Genomic DNA, 15,474 nt, shown 5'->3' with positions numbered 1-15,474 from the left:
CATGCTGCGCATCGCCGTCCCCAACAAGGGGTCCCTCTCCGAGCCCGCGGTCGACATGCTCCGCGAGGCCGGCTACCGCGTCCGGCGCGACTCCAAGGAGCTCGTCGTCACCGACCACGACAACGAGGTCGAGTTCTTCTACCTGCGTCCCCGTGACATCGCGGTCTACGTCGGGTCCGGCACCGTGGACTGCGGCATCACCGGCCGCGACCTGCTGCTCGACTCGGGCAGTGCCGCGATCGAGGTCATGACGCTGGGCTTCGGCGGCTCCACGTTCCGGTATGCCGCCCGCCCGGGCACGTGCGCGGACGTCGCCGGCATCGCCGGTCGCCGCGTGGCGACGAGCTACGCCGGCCTCGTCGAGAAGCACCTGGCCGAGGCCGGGGTCAGCGCCCGGGTCGTGCGGCTGGACGGCGCCGTGGAGACCGCGATCACCCTCGGGGTCGCTGACGTGATCGCCGACGTCGTCGAGACCGGGACCACCCTGCGCCAGCAGGGGCTCGAGGTCTTCGGGGACGCGATCCTGCGCAGCGAGGCAGTCCTCATCCGCCGCGAGGGAACGGGGGAGTCCGCGGGCGTCGAGGTCCTTCGCCGCCGCCTCACCGGCGTCATCACGGCCCGCCACTACGTGATGCTCGACTACGACGTCCCGGTGCACCTGGTCGAGACGGCGTGTGCCGTGACGCCCGGGCTCGAGTCGCCGACCGTGTCCGCCCTGCAGAACAAGGAGTGGGCCGCGGTCCGCGCCATGGTCCCGCGGGCGCGGACGAACGCGATCATGGACGAGCTGTACGACCTGGGGGCCCGGGCGATCCTGGTCACCGACATCGCCGCCTGCCGGTTGTGACGATGGCACGGGCCCGGGGGAGAGGATCCGGCACGGACGAGCAGGCGGCCTTCGCGCCGTTCCGGCCCCGTCGCGGCCGCGCGGTCGCGACGGTGTCGGCCGTGGCGACCGTCCTGCTCTTCGCCGTCGTCGCCGTGGTCCTGCCGGGTCCGGCCGAGGGCGGCAACTGGCGCGCCGGTGACCGCGTGTTCTTCGCCGGGGTGGGTGTCGCGATCGCCCTGCTGCTGTGGCGCTTCGCGAGCATCCGCGCGGTCCCGACGAGGGAGTCCCTGACGATCCGCAACCTGTTCCTCAGCCGGACGGTCTCGTGGCGGGAGGTCGTCGACGTGCGGTTCGTCGAGGGGGACCCGTGGGTCACGATCGAGCTCAGCGACACGGACACCGTTGCGGTCATGGCGATCCAGAAGGCGGACGCCGGCTTCGGCCGGGCAGAGGCCGGTCGCCTCGCCGCGCTGGTCCAGGCCCTGGGGCCGTCGGTACCCAGCCCCGACGTCACCCCCGACTGACGGTCGCCCGCACTGTGCGTTGCCCCCGGGCGTGGGGCAACGCAGAGCAGTGACGTTGCACCGACGGTGCCCCGCCGGGGCACCGGGTGCGGGTTGGGCCGTGGCCCGGCCTGGCCGCCGAGCGTCCCCTCGCGACCACACGCCGGGCCACGGCTGGACGGTGTGTGCCCGCTGGTGGCGCCCCCCAAACCCTCTGCCTACTTCGGGGGGAGGGACGCGGCACTCGCCACGCCGGTGTCGACCCACCGCTGGAGTGCCTCGTCGGAGTCCACCCGGTCGGTGGCGACCCGCAGCCAGCCGTCCATCTCGCGGCCCCGCATGACCATCGGCTCGGCCTCGCCGCCGTCGAGCAGCTCGCCCGTGCGGGCCGGGTCGCACCGGACCATGAGGCCGCCCTGGCCGCTCGCTGCGACCGCCATGTGGCCGCCGACGAGGAACGCCAGGCCGCCGAACATCGCCTTCTCCTGCACGTCGTCGACGTCCTGCAGCGCGGTGCGCAGGCGGTCGGCGAGCTCGTGGTCGTACGCCATGGCGGCAGCATCCCACCGGGCGCCGACACCCGGGCCGAAACGGCCCCGGGGCGCCACGGGCGCGGACGCGGGGAGGCGGCCCCGCCGCCGGTCAGGGGATGCGCGCCAGTCCCGGCCGGAGCACGGCCGCGAAGCCCACCTGCCCCACCATCAGGAGCGTCAGCACCATCCAGACGGCGTCGAAGCCGCCGGTGGCATCGCGCAGCGCGCCCAGCGTCGCGGGTCCGAGGGAGGCGATCGTGTAGCTGAAGAAGAACGCCATGCCCGCGAGCCGCGCACTCGCCGCCGGGGTCGAGGCGTAGTCGACCATGAGCACGAGGCCGAGCGCGAAGGAGGCGCCCTGCCCGAACCCGAGGACCCCCGCCCACATCCAGGGCGATGCGCCGGGCGCCAGCCAGAGCCCGGCCTGGCCGAGGAGCCCGAGCACCGAGGCGGCGAGCAGCAGGGCGCGGTGGTCGTGGACGCGGTCGGCCAGCGCGGGCCCGAGCAGCCCGGAGACCAGCTGCAGCGCGGTGAAGACGCTGAGGAGGTACCCGGCGTGGGTCGGGTCCCAGCCGCGCGCGGCATACGTCGGGGCGAGCCATGCCAGGGACGAGTAGAACTCGACGGACTGGATCGTGAGGTAGCCGGCGACCAGCCAGGCCGTCGCGTGCCGCCACGGCAGCCGCGTCGGGACCACGACGACGGGGTCCTCGGCCCGCAGCCGCGTGTGCCCGCGCCAGATGGGCAGCCAGGCCAGTGCGCCGACGACGGCCAGGACCGACCACGACCCGAGCGAGCCCTGCCACGACCCGAGGCGCTCGCGCAGCGGCACGGACAGCGCGGACGACGCGCCGGCACCCCCCATCATCGCGAGCATGTAGAGGCCCGTGACCAGTCCGGAGCGCTCCGGCGGGAACAGCTCCTTGACCAGCCCGGGCAGCAGGGTCCCGCCGAGGGCGATGCCGACCCCGGCCACGAACGTCCCGGCATACAGCAGCCACACGTTCCCGCCGCCGAAGCGGGAGAGCAGGCCGAGCAGGACGCACACGACCGCCGCCTGAACGCCGGTCGCGGCACCGACCCGGGCCGCCACGCGCTGCGCCACCGGTGCGAACAGCCCCATGCAGAGGACCGGCAGGGTGGTGAGGGTGCCGAGGGCGGCGTTGCCGAGGTGCAGGTCGTGCCCGATGTCCTGCACGAGCGGGGGAACGCTGGCCATGACCGTGCGCAGGTTGACGGCGACGGCGACGAGACCGACCGCGACCAGCCAGGTGGGCGGGGCGGCGGTGGGTGCGGGACGGACGGTGGCCTGCGACATCGGGGCCAGTCTTGCAGGCCGCTCAGCCGTCCTCGGGACCGGTGGTCATCGACTCGGGGACGTGGTCGCGCGCCTCGTCCGCCGACAGGCCGGTGAGCATGAGCAGGTCGACCACCATCGAGCGGATCTGCGCCCGCATCACCTCGGCCGACAGCCCCGACATCGGGTCGAGGACGGCGCTGAGCTCGGCCACCTGGTACAGGCCGGCCCGCGCGTTGGTGGGCAGCCGCCGCTCGCCGAGCTCACGGGCGATGTCGCCGGTCACCTCGGCCAGCGCCTCGACGAGCCGCAGGTATGCCGGGGGCACCGGTTCGTCGCGCCAGGTCGCGACTGCGGCACGACGCACGAGGACCCGCAGGTTGCGGATGGCACGGTCGAGCGGCTCGAGCAGGTCGGCGATGGCCTGCACCCCGGGCAGGTGGCGCCGGCGGAACGGCGAGAGCCGGACGACGGCGATGCCCTCCGCCGACAGCGACCGCAGCTCGTCGAGCATCGACTCCGAGGAGCGGGCCCGGGCCAGGGTCGCCGTGGCGAGGTCGGAGTCGCGGTCCCGGACGGCCCGCACCGTTTCGGAGAGGATCTCGCCGATCTCCTGCACGACGACCGACGCCTGCTGCCGCGGCCTGCGGATGGGGGCGGTGGGCGCGAGGACCGTGAACAGCAGGGCGACCACCCCGCCCACGACGGCGTCGAGCCAGCGGGTGAACGCGTAGCCCGGCGCAGCGGTCAGGGTCGTGACGATGACCGACTGCACCCCTGCCTGCGTCGTGAGCAGGGGCCCGGCACCCAGCAGGGCGGCGATGCTCATGGCCAGGACCACGACGACGACGATCTGCCACGTGCCGGACCCGAAGAAGTGCACGAAGGCGTCCCCGACGAAGACCCCGACGGCGACGCCGATCATCACCTCGACGACCCGGCGCAGTCGCTGGCCGTAGGACAGGCCGAGCGAGACGATCGCCGTCACCGGGGCGAAGAACGGGCGCTGGTGGCCCAGGACGTGGGAGGCGACCCACCACGCGGTCGCGGCGCCGAGCCCGCACTGCACGACGAAGGCCAGCCGGGCCAGCATCCGCCGGGTCCGCGTCCTGGCCTCGCGACGCGAGCGGGCGGCGGCGCGGACCAGGTCGGCCGAGGTGGGGACCCGCGGCAGCGCGCGGCCGCCCCGCGCTCCGGTGGCTGCCATCAGCCGTTCTGGAGGTAGGCCGCCTCGAGGAGCGGCTCGAGCGCGCGGATGTCGTCCTCGTCGCAGTCGGCCGGCAGGTCGAGGTGGTGGGTCGAGGCGCCGAACCCCGTGGCGGGGGCGAGGCGCTCGTCGTCCGGCACCTCACCGGCGAAGACCAGGCCGACCCGGACGGTGCCGTCGGGGCCGGGTCCGACGGCGGCGAACTCCGTCCGTCGGGCGACCTTCACCCAGGGCTCGGCAGCCCCGTCGTCGGCGGCCCCGTCGACGACGGCCTCGCCGGACCGGGCGGCGACCCGGCGCGTGTCCTCGCCGAGACCCTCGGCGAGCATCACGACCGCGTCGTGCACCGAGCGCAGCCCCGTGTCGTCGGCGGGGTAGAGGCCGTCCGTCCCGGGGTCGAGGTCGTCGGGCCCGGTGCCGACGTCGCCGGTGGGCGCCGCCGCTGCGGCCTCGGTGTCCTCGACGGGCTCCATGTGGCGATTCTGGCAGCACGCGGCACCGGCGCGCCCGACCACGCGCGGTCAGGCCCGGCCGGAGGTCGTGTCGACGACGAGGTCGGCCCGCTCCCAGGTGCGGTCGGCGTCGTAGAGGCGCCGCTCCTGGGCGGCCCACTGGTCCCAGAACGGGGCGAACCCGGGGTCGCGGGCCAGGGCCCGGGCGTACCGGACGTCCTCGGCCGCCTCCACCCAGACGAGCACGGAGGCGAACGCCCCACCCGGGAGGGCGCCCGACCCGCAGCCCTCGAGCACCACGACGTCGGTGGCCGGGAGCTGCACCCACTCGGCATACCGGTCGGCGTGCCAGTCCCAACGCTGGTAGCGGGCGGCGCGACCCTCGCGCAGCGGTCGCACGATCCACTCGTCCGCCCGGTGGGTGCCCGCCCGCAGTCCGTCCCACCCCGGGTAGAGGTCGTCCATGTGCACCGTGGGCGCCGCGAGGACCTCGGCCACCTGCCGGGCGAGCGTGGTCTTGCCGGAGCCGCTGGGGCCGTCGACCGCCACGAGGTGGGTGCCGCCGCAGCGCGCCGGGGTGGCGTCCACGAGCGCCACGATCCGGCTCACGTGGTCCGTGCTGCGGTCGACGGGCATGGCGCTCACCCTAGGTGGATACCCTTCGGGGGTGAGCCTCGCCACCCGCGTCATCCCCTGCCTCGACGTCGACGCGGGCCGTGTGGTCAAGGGAGTGCAGTTCGAGAACCTGCGCGACGCCGGGGACCCCGTCGAGCTGGCGAAGGCGTACGGCCAGCAGGGCGCCGACGAGCTGACCTTCCTCGACGTGACGGCCAGCAGCGGCGACCGCGAGACGACGTACGACGTGGTGCGCCGCACTGCCGAGCAGGTCTTCATCCCGCTGACCGTCGGCGGGGGAGTTCGCACCGTCGACGACGTGGACCGGCTGCTGCGGGCCGGGGCCGACAAGGTCGGGGTCAACACGGCCGCGATCGCCCGGCCCGAGCTCGTGTCCGAGGTGGCCGAGCGGTTCGGCTCGCAGGTGCTCGTGCTGTCCGCCGACGTCCGCCGACGGCGGGGCGAGGACGGGTCGCTGCTCGGCGGGTTCGAGGTGACGACCCACGGCGGTCGGCAGCGCACCGGCATCGACGCCGTCGAGTGGTGCGTGCGGGCCCAGGAGCTGGGCGCCGGCGAGGTGCTGCTCAACTCGATGGACGCCGACGGCACCAAGGACGGGTTCGACCTCGAGCTGATCCGGCTGGTGCGGGCGGAGCTGCGCATCCCGCTCATCGCCAGCGGTGGCGCGGGCAGGGTCGAGCACTTCGCCCCGGCGGTGCACGCGGGGGCGGACGCGGTGCTCGCCGCGAGCGTCTTCCACTTCGGCGAGCTCACCGTCGGCGACGTCAAGGCGGCGCTGGCGCAGGACGGCATACCGGTCCGGCTGCCGGTCCGCTGAACCGGGGGACGGCGGGGCCGGTGCGGCACCGGGCGAGCAACCGGCGCCGCGCCTGCGCGCCTTCTCGTATTCCAGTGGACGCTTGATCAAGTGGGTGCTTGAATAACCGCATGACGACCGGAACCGCCCAGCTCGACGCGGTGTTCACCGCGCTCGGCGACCCCACCCGCCGCGACATCGTGGCGCGGCTGAGCCGCGGTGACGCGACGGTGACCGAGCTGGCCGAGCCGTACGCGATGAGCCTTCAGGCCGTGTCCCAGCACATCCGCGTGCTCGAGCGGTGCGGGCTGGTGAGCCGCGGCCGGGACCGGCAGGCCAGGCCGTGCCGGCTCGAGCCGGGGGTGCTCCGCGAGGCCGAGTCGTGGCTCGAGGAGAGCCGACGCACCTGGTCCGCGCGGATGGACCGGCTCGAGGCGCACCTCGCCGCGGTCCAGGAGCGGGGGCAGGCATGAACGAGGACCACCTCGTCCACGAGCGAGTGTTCCGGGCGCCGCGGGAGCTCGTCTGGCGCTGCCTCACCGAGCCCGCCGAGCTGGCCGCCTTCTGGGGGCCGGAGGGCATGCAGACCCCGGTCGACGGCATCGTGGTCGAGCTGCGCCCGGGCGGCCGGTTCGAGACGCTCATGGTCGGGGCGCACGGCAGCCACCGCATGGTCGCGACGTTCACCGAGGTCGTCCCGCCCGAGCGGCTCAGCTGGGTCGAGCCGGCCTCGGGGCTGAGCACGACCAACACGCTGGAAGACCTCGGCGACGGGCACACCGCCGTCACCATCACCCAGCGCAACGTGCCGGAGGGCATGCGCCGCCCGCAGGCCCGCGCCGGCTTCCTCACCTCGCTCGACAAGCTCGAGCGCCACCTCGCCGCACTCGTCCAGGAGGAGCTGTCATGACCGACCTGCAGGAAAGGGTGCCGCCCACCCTCACCCGGCTGGCGGACCTCCTCGACACCGAGGGCGCCGCCGGAACGGACCCCGCCGACGCGTGGGGCCACCCGTCGCTGTGCGAGGGATGGACCGTGGCGCACGTGGTCGCCCACGTCACGATGCCGGCGCGCCTCACGCCCGAGCAGTGGGGCGCGGAGATGGCCGCGGCCGGCGGGGACTTCGGCGTCCTGTCGAACACGGTGGCGGCGCGCGACTCGGCCCTGCCCCGGGCGGAGCTCCTCGAGCAGCTGCGCTCGGCCCGGCTGCACGCGTGGCAGCCACCGGGCGGGGGAGCGGCCGGTGCGCTGAGCCACGCGGTGATCCACTCCCTCGACGTGACGGTCGCCCTCGGCGTGCCGACGGTGGCGCCGCAGGACGCGGTCGTGGCGGTGCTGGATGCTGTCGTCGCCACGGGCGGGTCGTGGTTCGGCGTCGACCTGTCCGGCGTGCGGCTCGAGGCCAGCGACGCCGACTGGTCCTGGGGGAGCGGGGAGCCGCTCCGTGCCCCCCTCGGCGAGCTGGTCTCGCTCGTGTCCGGGCGCACCCTGCCCGACGGCCGCTCGCTGCCCCGCCGCTGACGGGAGCCCCCCCACGGCGCGACGACGGGGCGCCGGCGGCCGGGGGCGCAACACGGCAGTTGCTGGCACGAAACGGGGTTCCGGAACCGCCGTTTCGTGTACGCAACTGCCGTTTTGCGGCTCAGCCCAAGCCGACGGGAGCGGCCCAGAGCGCGGCGACCGCGTCGTCGCCGCCGGTCACCTCCAGCTCGGCGACCCGGTGCCGCCCGAACGCGGCGAGCAGCAGCTCCTCCGGCCGCGCCTCGAGGACGACCGTCCCGAGCTCGGTCGTGCCGCGGGCGTGGATGCGGCGGCCGTCCGGCGTGGACAGCACGACCCCGACCGGGCTGCGGCGGAAGCACAGCCGCGCGACGCGCGAGAGCTGGGACCACAGGGCGTCGGACAGCTCCGTCGACACCTGCCGGCGGGGACCGGGCGTCTCGTCACCGCGCAGGACGTCCTCGTGGTGGACGAAGTACTCGGACAGGTTGGCCAGGTCGTCCAGCTTGGGGACGCGCAACGGCGACCAGACCGGCGGACCGCTGCGCACCAGGTCCACCAGGTCCGGCCACGGTTTCGCCGCGTACTCCTTCATGCCGTCCTCGAGACGCCCGGCCAGCGGCGGCAGCACGATCCCCACGCCGAGGTCCGGCCTGCGGTCGCGGATGACGAGGTGCGCGGCGAGGTCGGCGGTCGTCCAGGGCGAGCACAGGGTCGGGGCGTCCGGGCCCTTCTCGAGGAAGGTGTCGCAGAGGGAAAACCGCTCGCGGCGGGCCAGGGAGGTCATGCGATCATCATGCCTGTCGCGGCATACGCTTGCCGTCTCGCCCACCACCACCCTGCCGGAGGTTCGCTGTGCCCGTCGACGCCGCCCCGTCGCTGCGTCGTGCCCTCCGGATTGTGTGGGTCGGGGTGCGCCGGGAGCCGCGCTGGTTCGCGTTCGCCGTGGCCGGCAGCACCCTCTACGGCGTGATGACCGTGCTCACGGCGTGGGCCATCGGCAAGGTCACCCGCGAGCAGGTGCAGCCGGCGGTCGCGGCCGGGCACGCGACCGCCCACCAGCTGTGGGCGACCTTCGGGTGGGTCGCCGGGGTGGTCTGCCTCAACGTGGTCGGCGTGGTCATCCGCCGGATCGCCGCCGGCTACACGATGTACAACGTCGCCGCCCAGTTCCGCCGCGACGTCACCCGCCAGTACCTGCGCCTGCCGCTGTCGTGGCACCACCGGCACCCGTCCGGCCAGCTGCTGTCGAACGCCAATGCCGACGTCGAGGCCACGTGGAACGTCTTCGCGCCGCTGCCGATGGCGCTCGGCGTCATCGTCATGCTCGTCGCCGGGATCGTCCAGATGGTCCTGGTCGACCCCGTCATGGCCATCATCGGCCTCACCGTCTTCCCGGCGCTGTTCCTCGCGAACATGGTGTTCCAGCGGGCGATGTCGCCGCGGATCGCCCGGGCCCAGCAGCTGCGGGCCGAGGTGAGCGAGGTCGCGCACGAGTCGTTCGAGGCGGCCCTGGTCGTCAAGGCGATGGGTCGCGAGCAGCAGGAGGCCGACCGGTTCGAGGAGGTCACCCGCCGCCTCCAGTCCGCCAACGTGGAGGTCGGGCGCACGCGCGGCACGTTCGACCCCGTCATCGAGGCAATCCCCACGCTCGGCACGCTCGCCGTCCTCGCGGTCGGCACGCACCAGGTCGCCTCGGGCGCCCTCCAGCCGGCCGAGGTCGTCCAGATCGCCTACCTCATCTCGGTCCTCGCCTTCCCGGTGCGCGCCCTCGGCTGGGTGCTCGGCGAGCTGCCCCGCACGGTCGTCGGCTGGGACCGCGTCGACGGCGTGCTGCGCGCCCGCGGCGCGCTGACGCACGGCGAGGCCACCCTGCCGCAGGGGAGCTCGGCCCGCTCGACCCTCACCGGCGTGGACTACTCCTACGAGGTCGTGGACGAGGAGGGGAACGCCTCGCAGTTCCGGGCGATCCACGACGTCACCATCGACGTCCCCGCCGGCTCGACGGTGGCACTGGTCGGCCCGACCGGCTCCGGCAAGTCCACCCTCACCAACCTCACCCTGCGGCTCGTCGACCCCGAGCGCGGCACGGTCAGCATCGACGGGGTCGACCTGCGCGAGGTGGCCCGCGGCGGGGTGCCGGCCGCGGCCGCGCTCGTGCCGCAGCAGACCTTCATGTTCGACGACAGCGTCCGCGGCAACGTCACCCTCGGTGTGGAGCGCACCGACGAGGAGGTGTGGCACGCCCTCGAGGTGTCGCAGGCCGCCGGCTTCGTCCGCGCGCTGCCGGCTGGTCTGGACACGCACGTGGGGGAGCGGGGCGCGTCGCTGTCCGGTGGCCAGCGACAGCGGATCGCCTTGGCCCGCGCGGTGATCCGCTCACCGCGGCTGCTCGTCCTCGACGACGCGACGAGTGCCGTCGACCCGTCGGTGGAGCAGGCGATCCTCGGCGCCCTGCGCCGCTCGAGCGAGGGCACGACCGTGCTCGTCGTCGCCTACCGGATGTCGACGATCACCCTCGCCGACGAGATCGTCTACGTCGAGAACGGCAGGGTCCTCGACCACGGCACGCACGCCGAGCTGCTGGGGCGGTGCGCCGGGTACGAGCGGCTCGTCACGGCATACGCCCGGGAGGCGGCCGAACGCGCCGCCGTCGCGTCCGACGAGGAGGTCAGCGCGTGAGCACGTCCATCGACGCCACCTCCTCGCTCGGCACGGTCGACACGCTGCGGCGCGGCCTGGACCTGTCACCCGAGCTGCGCAAGGGCATCGGCGTCACGCTGGGCCTGGCCGCCGTCACCACCGTGGGACGCATCGTGGTGCCGTTCGTCGTGCAGCAGACCACCGACCACGGCCTGCTCGGCAAGGGTGGCCCCGACCCCGCCCTCGTCACCCGGTACGTCCTGCTCGCGCTGGTCGCCGTCGTGGCCACCGCCCTCAGCGCGTATGCCGTGAACGTGCGCCTCTACCGTGCGTCCGAGGCGGGGCTGGCGACGTTGCGGCTCAAGGCGTTCCGGCACATCCACGACCTGTCGATGCTCACCCAGAACACCGAGCGCCGCGGGTCGATGGTCAGCCGCGTGACCTCCGACGTCGACACGATCAGCCAGTTCGTGCAGTTCGGCGGGATCATCCTCATCCTCAGCCTCGGGCAGATCGTCGTGGCGACCGGCCTGATGGTCTACTACAGCCCCCTGCTGGCCGCCGTCGTGTGGCTCTGCTTCGTGCCGCTGCTGCTGGTGATCCGCCGGTTCCAGCGGGTCGTGGGACGGGCGTACACGCAGGTGCGCGAGCGGGTCGGCGACCTGCTGGCGGCGGTGTCCGAGTCGGTCGTCGGTGCCTCGACGATCCGCGCGTACGGGGTGGAGGAGCGCACCGCCGAGCGCATCGACGCCGCGATCGAGGCCCACCGTGCGGCCTCGATCCGCGCCCAGGTCCGGTCGGTCGTCGCGTTCTCGTCCGGCCAGCTGGTCGCCGGGCTGACGCTGGCCGTCGTGCTCGTGGTCGGCACGGTGCAGGCGACGCGCGGCCACCTGACCCTCGGCCAGCTGCTGGCGTTCCTCTTCCTCGTCAACCTGTTCACCCAGCCCGTGCAGCAGGCGACCGAGATCCTCAACGAGCTGCAGAACGCCGTCGCCGGGTGGCGGCGGGTCATCGGCGTGGTCGACACCCCGGCCGACGTGGCCGACCCGGGCGACGACGGGGTGGTGCTGCCGCGCGGGCCGATCAGCGTCGACTTCGACCACGTGTCGTTCGCCTACCCCGGCGGCGAGACGGTCCTGCACGACGTCGAGCTGAGCATCGCGCCGCGCTCCCGGGTTGCGATCGTGGGGGAGACGGGGTCGGGCAAGTCGACCCTGGCCAAGCTGCTCACGCGACTCATGGACCCGACCGAGGGCACCGTGCGCATCGACGGCGCGGACCTGCGCCGGGTGCGGTTCTCCTCCCTGCGCGACCGCGTCGTCCTCGTGCCGCAGGAGGGGTTCCTGTTCGACGCGACCCTGCTGGAGAACGTGCGCTTCGGCCGGCCCGATGCCAGCGACGACGACGTGCGGCTCGCCATCACCGAGCTGGGGCTGGACCACTGGCTCTCCGGACTGCCCCAGGGCCTGGCCACCGAGGTCGGGCAGCGCGGGGAGTCGCTGTCCGCAGGGGAGCGGCAGCTCGTGGCGCTGGCGCGGGCCTACCTCGCCGACCCGGACCTGCTGGTGCTCGACGAGGCGACATCGGCGGTCGACCCGTCCACCGAGGTGCGCATCCAGCGCGCGCTGGAGGGCCTGACCCGTGGTCGCACCTCGATCGCGATCGCCCACCGGCTCTCCACCGCCGAGGCCGCCGACGAGGTCGTCGTGGTCGACAAGGGCCGCATCGTCGAGCGCGGCCCACACCGCGAGCTCGTCGGCCGGGGCGGCGTCTACTCGGCACTGCACGCCTCCTGGGCCGCCCAGCAACGCGGCTGACCGCGCTCCGTCCCGGACGGCCACGACGACCCCGGGACGGCCGGAGGGGGTGAGGAGGCGCTCGACCCACCCCATGTGTCCTAGGACGTACGGCCCGGCGTCCTACGGCGGAATGGCGTTGCCGCGCGGGCGTGCGCGAGGACGCTGGTGGTGCGCAGGGGTGGTTGCGGTCCCGCACGAGCCGGAGGTGGACCCACATGACTGCGTCAGCAATGTCACGACCAGCCGTTCGACGGTGGTCTGCCGGGCTGGCCGCCACGGCCCTGCTCCTCCTCCCCGCAACAGCCGCGTCGGCCCGCGGGTCGGGGTGGACCCCGTGGCAGCCACCGGTGGGCATCGTGGTGGCCTGCGGGTCGACGCCGGTCGACCTGTCGTTCCCCTACTCCAAGGAGTACGTCCGTGAGCTGCCGCTGCGGCCCGGGACGGTCGACATCCAGCAGTTCACCGGTTCGCTGACGATCCAGTTCAGCACGGCGGACCGCTCGGTCCGCCTCAACACCGGCGGGCCGGGGCTCACGATCACCTACGCCAACGGGGACGTCGAGACCCGCAGCAGCGGCCACTACTCGTTCGCCGTGAGCCCCGACCAGGCGGCACAGCTCGGGCTCCCGCAGATCTTCGGCACGACCGGGCTGATCGACTTCGTCACGCACCCGGACGGGTCGATGACCCCGGTCCGGATCCCCAGCACGGCCACCGACGTGTGCGCGGAGCTGGGGCTCTGAGCGCACCCGGCGGCTGACCGTCCGGTGCCGACAGGAAGGGGGACCCGGTGCACGCGCTGACCGTCGCCACGGCACCACGCACCGCCACCGTCCGTGGTCCCTCACGCGCGGTGCTGCTCGTCCTGGTGCCCGTCGCCCTCGCCGCGGTCGTGGTCGCGGCGCCCGTGCAGCCGTCCGACCTCACGGTGCCGAGCGTCGGCGATGCTGCCAGCGCCGTGTGGTCGGCCCACCTGCCGGCGCGCTCTCCGTGCGGTCCGTTGCCTGCAGAGCTGCCGCCCGTCGAGGCCCTGGGTGTCCGCCTCGACTGCCACGGCTCGGTGCTCGCGGCGCGCGCCCGAGCCCTGGAGTTCAACCCGGTGCGGTGAGGTGCCACGCCGGGGTTGCCCGGCGGGCCCGGGGCGGCTGCTCGTGGCGCGCCCGCCTCCGCGACCGGTGCGGGTCCTGGGTGGCCTGCCCTCAGGAGCGGGAACTGCCGTGGGGAGCGAGCCACTCGAGGGCGGCGACGACCAGGGCGCTCGTGCCGGTGTCGAGGGTCGGTTGCAGCACCGGGGCGAAGTAGGGGGAGTGGTTGACGGGGATGTCCGAGGCGACGCGCCCGGCGGCCTGCGCCGCGGCATACGCCTGCGGCTCCACCCCACCGATGCCCCAGTAGCTGTACGGCGCCCCCAGCGCGACCGGCAGGTCGCTGAAGTCCTCGCTGGCGCTCTGCAGGGGCAGCTCGCCAGCTGCATCGCCGAAGTGCGTCGCGAAGGCAGAGCGCACCCGCTCGGTGACCTCGGCGTCGTTGACCGTCGGCGGGAACCGGTCGAAGAGCTCGAACTCCGGCTCGCGGGGCGACCCGGAGGCCTGGCACTCGGCGACCACGATGCGCCGGATGGCGTCGAGCACCGTCGTGCGGGTCGCCTCGTCGTAGGTGCGCACGTTGAGCTCGAGGACCGCCACGTCGTCGATGACGTTGCTCTTGCTGCCCGAGCGGATGCTCCCGACCGTGAGGACCGCGGGATCCGTCGGCGCCACCTCCCGCGACACGACGGTCTGCAGCCGGACGACGATCATCGCGGCCAGGACGACCGGGTCGACCGACGCCTGCGGCATCGACCCGTGGGCGCCGCGGCCGTGGACCGTGACACGCATGCTGTCGGCTGCGGACAGCACCGCGCCCGCACGGGTCCCGACGGTGCCCGCCGGCATCGGGAGGACGTGCTGGGCGAGGGCCACGTCCACGTGCCCGGCGATCGCGGAGAGGGAGTCCTCGACCATCCGCCGTGCGCCGTCACCGAGCTCCTCCGCGGGCTGCAGGACCACGACGAGGCGCCCCGACCAGCGGTCGCGGTGGGTGGCGAGCAGGTCGGCCGCCCCGAGCAGGCACGTGACGTGGACGTCGTGCCCGCAGGCGTGCATGACCGGGACCTCGACGCCGGTGGGGTCGGTTGCGGTCACCGTGCTCGCGTATGCCAGACCGGTCGCCTCACGCACGGGCAGGGCGTCCATGTCCGCACGGAGCAGCACCGTCGGGCCGTCGCCGTGCTCCAGCACGCCCACCACCCCGGTCCCGCCGACGCCCTCGGTGACGGCGTACCCGGCGTCGCGGAGACGGGCGGCCCCCGCCGCGGCGGTGCGCTGCTCCTGGTGGGACAGCTCGGGGTGCCGGTGCACGTCGCGGTAGAAGTCCTCCTGCCACCCGCGGGTCCGTGGCAGGTCGGCGAGGACGGTCGCCGCGGTCGTGCCTGTGGCCGGCTGTTCGGTCATGGCTCCTCCGTGGGGTGGGATGGGGTGGTGGCCTCGGCGTGCCGGGACCGGGGACGTCCCCGACCCACGCCCCTGCGCCGCAGCCGCCCGCGGTAGCGCTGGGGGACGACCCGTGCGGGCGACCAGGCGTCGGCGCTGGGCAGGATCCACCCGCGCCACCGGGCGAGCAGGCACACGCCGGCACCGACAGCGAGCCCGGCGAGGGAGCCCGCGGTCGGGAGCCCCGCCTGCCGCAGGAGGACGAGCACACCAGCACCGGCGAGGGCGGCCGTGGCATACAGCGTGTTGCCACCCAGGACGCCCGGGACCCGGCGCAGCACGATGTCCCGCACCGCACCGCCGCCGACGGCGGTCACCACCCCGAGCAGGACCGCGGGCAGCCAGCCCAGGCCGACCGCGAGGGTCTTGGTCGCGCCCGCGCTGGCCCAGCAGCCGAGGGCGACGGCGTCGACCACCGGCCACGCGCGGTCCCACAGGCGGCCCTCCACCGTGACGAGGTAGGTCGCCGCCGCCCCCGCGAACGCCGTCGCCAGGTAGGCGTAGTCGGTGAGGGCCACGGGCGGCCCGTGCTGGAGCAGGACGTCGCGGATGATCCCGCCCCCGAGCCCGGACAGGACGGCCAGGGTGGCGAAGCCGATGGGGTCGAGGCGCTCACGACGGGCGATGACCCCGCCGAGGACGGCGTTGGCGAAGACGCCCGCGAGGTCCAGCACGCGGAAGACGTCGTCGACCCCCTCGAGCGGCACCGCTAGCCGCCCGCGCTGCTCACCGGGGCGCCGTCCCGCTC

At 74.3% G+C, this 15,474-nt stretch carries 18 protein-coding genes; 10 read left to right on the top strand and 8 right to left on the bottom strand.

Annotation, left to right across the window (positions count from 1 at the left end):
• Position 1: 1 nt before the first annotated feature.
• Together hisG and ACFUC1_RS00450 are read left to right on the top strand one after the other, a co-directional pair.
• Positions 2-847: an ATP phosphoribosyltransferase gene (gene hisG, locus ACFUC1_RS00455; protein ID WP_379115908.1), complete on the top strand. Its 846-nt coding sequence runs from the start codon at positions 2-4 to the stop codon at positions 845-847.
• 2 nt (positions 848-849) lie between these two features.
• Entirely contained in the window at positions 850-1,353 is a 504-nt protein-coding gene (locus ACFUC1_RS00450; RefSeq protein WP_379115907.1) for a PH domain-containing protein, read from the top strand.
• A 197-nt stretch (positions 1,354-1,550) separates the two neighbouring features.
• Here ACFUC1_RS00450 and ACFUC1_RS00445 read toward each other — a convergent pair whose 3' ends face one another.
• The 5 genes from ACFUC1_RS00445 to ACFUC1_RS00425 all read right to left on the bottom strand — a co-directional run bounded on the left by ACFUC1_RS00445 (position 1,551) and on the right by ACFUC1_RS00425 (position 5,457).
• Complete coding sequence (locus tag ACFUC1_RS00445; RefSeq protein ID WP_379115906.1) at positions 1,551-1,883, bottom strand: TfoX/Sxy family protein; 333 nt, start codon at positions 1,881-1,883, stop codon at positions 1,551-1,553.
• A 91-nt stretch (positions 1,884-1,974) separates the two neighbouring features.
• Positions 1,975-3,183, bottom strand: a complete 1,209-nt coding sequence (locus ACFUC1_RS00440) for a CynX/NimT family MFS transporter (RefSeq protein WP_379115905.1) — start codon at positions 3,181-3,183, stop codon at positions 1,975-1,977.
• Between the two features lie 22 nt (positions 3,184-3,205).
• Positions 3,206-4,369, bottom strand: a complete 1,164-nt coding sequence (locus tag ACFUC1_RS00435; protein ID WP_379115904.1) for an aromatic acid exporter family protein — start codon at positions 4,367-4,369, stop codon at positions 3,206-3,208.
• Complete coding sequence (locus tag ACFUC1_RS00430) at positions 4,369-4,842, bottom strand: hypothetical protein (RefSeq protein WP_379115903.1); 474 nt, start codon at positions 4,840-4,842, stop codon at positions 4,369-4,371. Before ACFUC1_RS00430 ends, ACFUC1_RS00435 begins: the two co-directional genes overlap by 1 nt.
• A 48-nt stretch (positions 4,843-4,890) precedes the next feature.
• Positions 4,891-5,457, bottom strand: coding sequence for a uridine kinase (locus ACFUC1_RS00425; RefSeq protein WP_379115902.1), 567 nt, complete (start codon positions 5,455-5,457; stop codon positions 4,891-4,893).
• Positions 5,458-5,488: 31 nt separating this feature from the next.
• Here ACFUC1_RS00425 and hisF point away from each other — a divergent pair, with 31 nt between their 5' ends.
• The 4 genes from hisF to ACFUC1_RS00405 all read left to right on the top strand — a co-directional run bounded on the left by hisF (position 5,489) and on the right by ACFUC1_RS00405 (position 7,774).
• Entirely contained in the window at positions 5,489-6,274 is a 786-nt protein-coding gene (gene hisF / locus ACFUC1_RS00420; RefSeq protein WP_379115901.1) for an imidazole glycerol phosphate synthase subunit HisF, read from the top strand.
• A 110-nt stretch (positions 6,275-6,384) separates the two neighbouring features.
• Positions 6,385-6,726 (top strand): ArsR/SmtB family transcription factor, encoded by a 342-nt coding sequence (locus ACFUC1_RS00415; RefSeq protein WP_379115900.1) that lies wholly within the window; start codon positions 6,385-6,387, stop codon positions 6,724-6,726.
• Entirely contained in the window at positions 6,723-7,163 is a 441-nt protein-coding gene (locus ACFUC1_RS00410) for an SRPBCC domain-containing protein (protein WP_379115899.1), read from the top strand. Before ACFUC1_RS00415 ends, ACFUC1_RS00410 begins: the two co-directional genes overlap by 4 nt.
• Positions 7,160-7,774 carry a maleylpyruvate isomerase family mycothiol-dependent enzyme gene (locus ACFUC1_RS00405; RefSeq protein WP_379115898.1) on the top strand — a complete coding sequence of 205 codons (615 nt, stop codon included), beginning with the start codon at positions 7,160-7,162 and terminating at the stop codon, positions 7,772-7,774. Before ACFUC1_RS00410 ends, ACFUC1_RS00405 begins: the two co-directional genes overlap by 4 nt.
• Positions 7,775-7,895: 121 nt before the next feature.
• Here the strand turns inward: ACFUC1_RS00405 and ACFUC1_RS00400 are convergent, their stop codons facing one another.
• Positions 7,896-8,540 (bottom strand): TIGR03085 family metal-binding protein, encoded by a 645-nt coding sequence (locus tag ACFUC1_RS00400; RefSeq protein WP_379115897.1) that lies wholly within the window; start codon positions 8,538-8,540, stop codon positions 7,896-7,898.
• Positions 8,541-8,608: 68 nt separating this feature from the next.
• On the opposite strand from ACFUC1_RS00400, the gene ACFUC1_RS00395 reads away from it, so the two are divergent.
• From ACFUC1_RS00395 to ACFUC1_RS00380, 4 genes are all read left to right on the top strand, one after another.
• On the top strand, positions 8,609-10,435 hold the full coding sequence (locus ACFUC1_RS00395; protein WP_379115896.1) for an ABC transporter ATP-binding protein: 1,827 nt from the start codon (positions 8,609-8,611) through the stop codon (positions 10,433-10,435).
• Complete coding sequence (locus ACFUC1_RS00390; protein ID WP_379115895.1) at positions 10,432-12,213, top strand: ABC transporter ATP-binding protein; 1,782 nt, start codon at positions 10,432-10,434, stop codon at positions 12,211-12,213. The genes ACFUC1_RS00395 and ACFUC1_RS00390 overlap by 4 nt, the downstream gene beginning before the upstream one ends.
• Before the next feature lie 197 nt (positions 12,214-12,410).
• Positions 12,411-12,938, top strand: a complete 528-nt coding sequence (locus ACFUC1_RS00385) for a hypothetical protein (RefSeq protein ID WP_379115894.1) — start codon at positions 12,411-12,413, stop codon at positions 12,936-12,938.
• 47 nt (positions 12,939-12,985) lie between these two features.
• A complete protein-coding gene (locus ACFUC1_RS00380) occupies positions 12,986-13,303 on the top strand; it encodes a hypothetical protein (protein ID WP_379115893.1) in 318 nt (105 codons plus the stop codon).
• 91 nt (positions 13,304-13,394) lie between these two features.
• Here ACFUC1_RS00380 and ACFUC1_RS00375 read toward each other — a convergent pair whose 3' ends face one another.
• Together ACFUC1_RS00375 and ACFUC1_RS00370 are read right to left on the bottom strand one after the other, a co-directional pair.
• On the bottom strand, positions 13,395-14,687 hold the full coding sequence (locus ACFUC1_RS00375) for an amidohydrolase (RefSeq protein WP_379115892.1): 1,293 nt from the start codon (positions 14,685-14,687) through the stop codon (positions 13,395-13,397).
• The gene (locus tag ACFUC1_RS00370) at positions 14,684-15,433 is read right to left on the bottom strand and encodes a trimeric intracellular cation channel family protein (RefSeq protein WP_379115891.1); all 750 of its coding nucleotides are present in this window, start codon (positions 15,431-15,433) and stop codon (positions 14,684-14,686) included. Before ACFUC1_RS00370 ends, ACFUC1_RS00375 begins: the two co-directional genes overlap by 4 nt.
• Positions 15,434-15,474: the final 41 nt, after the last annotated feature.

The sequence above is a fragment of the Pedococcus sp. NPDC057267 genome (genome assembly GCF_042668795.1).
Lineage (GTDB): Bacteria > Actinomycetota > Actinomycetes > Actinomycetales > Dermatophilaceae > Pedococcus.
Note: the sequence above shows the minus strand (reverse complement) of the source record. Positions and strands in the feature narration are given on the sequence as shown.

Coding starts and splice junctions, on each gene's coding strand:
- ACFUC1_RS00400 (WP_379115897.1), bottom strand. CDS start 8,540: ATGACCTCCCTGGCCCGCCGCGAGCGGTTTTCCCTCTGCGACACCTTC.
- ACFUC1_RS00415 (WP_379115900.1), top strand. CDS start 6,385: ATGACGACCGGAACCGCCCAGCTCGACGCGGTGTTCACCGCGCTCGGC.
- ACFUC1_RS00425 (WP_379115902.1), bottom strand. CDS start 5,457: ATGCCCGTCGACCGCAGCACGGACCACGTGAGCCGGATCGTGGCGCTC.
- ACFUC1_RS00440 (WP_379115905.1), bottom strand. CDS start 3,183: ATGTCGCAGGCCACCGTCCGTCCCGCACCCACCGCCGCCCCGCCCACC.
- ACFUC1_RS00450 (WP_379115907.1), top strand. CDS start 850: ATGGCACGGGCCCGGGGGAGAGGATCCGGCACGGACGAGCAGGCGGCC.
- ACFUC1_RS00430 (WP_379115903.1), bottom strand. CDS start 4,842: ATGGAGCCCGTCGAGGACACCGAGGCCGCAGCGGCGGCGCCCACCGGC.
- ACFUC1_RS00405 (WP_379115898.1), top strand. CDS start 7,160: ATGACCGACCTGCAGGAAAGGGTGCCGCCCACCCTCACCCGGCTGGCG.
- ACFUC1_RS00435 (WP_379115904.1), bottom strand. CDS start 4,369: ATGGCAGCCACCGGAGCGCGGGGCGGCCGCGCGCTGCCGCGGGTCCCC.
- ACFUC1_RS00445 (WP_379115906.1), bottom strand. CDS start 1,883: ATGGCGTACGACCACGAGCTCGCCGACCGCCTGCGCACCGCGCTGCAG.
- hisG (WP_379115908.1), top strand. CDS start 2: ATGCTGCGCATCGCCGTCCCCAACAAGGGGTCCCTCTCCGAGCCCGCG.
- ACFUC1_RS00410 (WP_379115899.1), top strand. CDS start 6,723: ATGAACGAGGACCACCTCGTCCACGAGCGAGTGTTCCGGGCGCCGCGG.
- ACFUC1_RS00385 (WP_379115894.1), top strand. CDS start 12,411: ATGACTGCGTCAGCAATGTCACGACCAGCCGTTCGACGGTGGTCTGCC.
- ACFUC1_RS00375 (WP_379115892.1), bottom strand. CDS start 14,687: ATGACCGAACAGCCGGCCACAGGCACGACCGCGGCGACCGTCCTCGCC.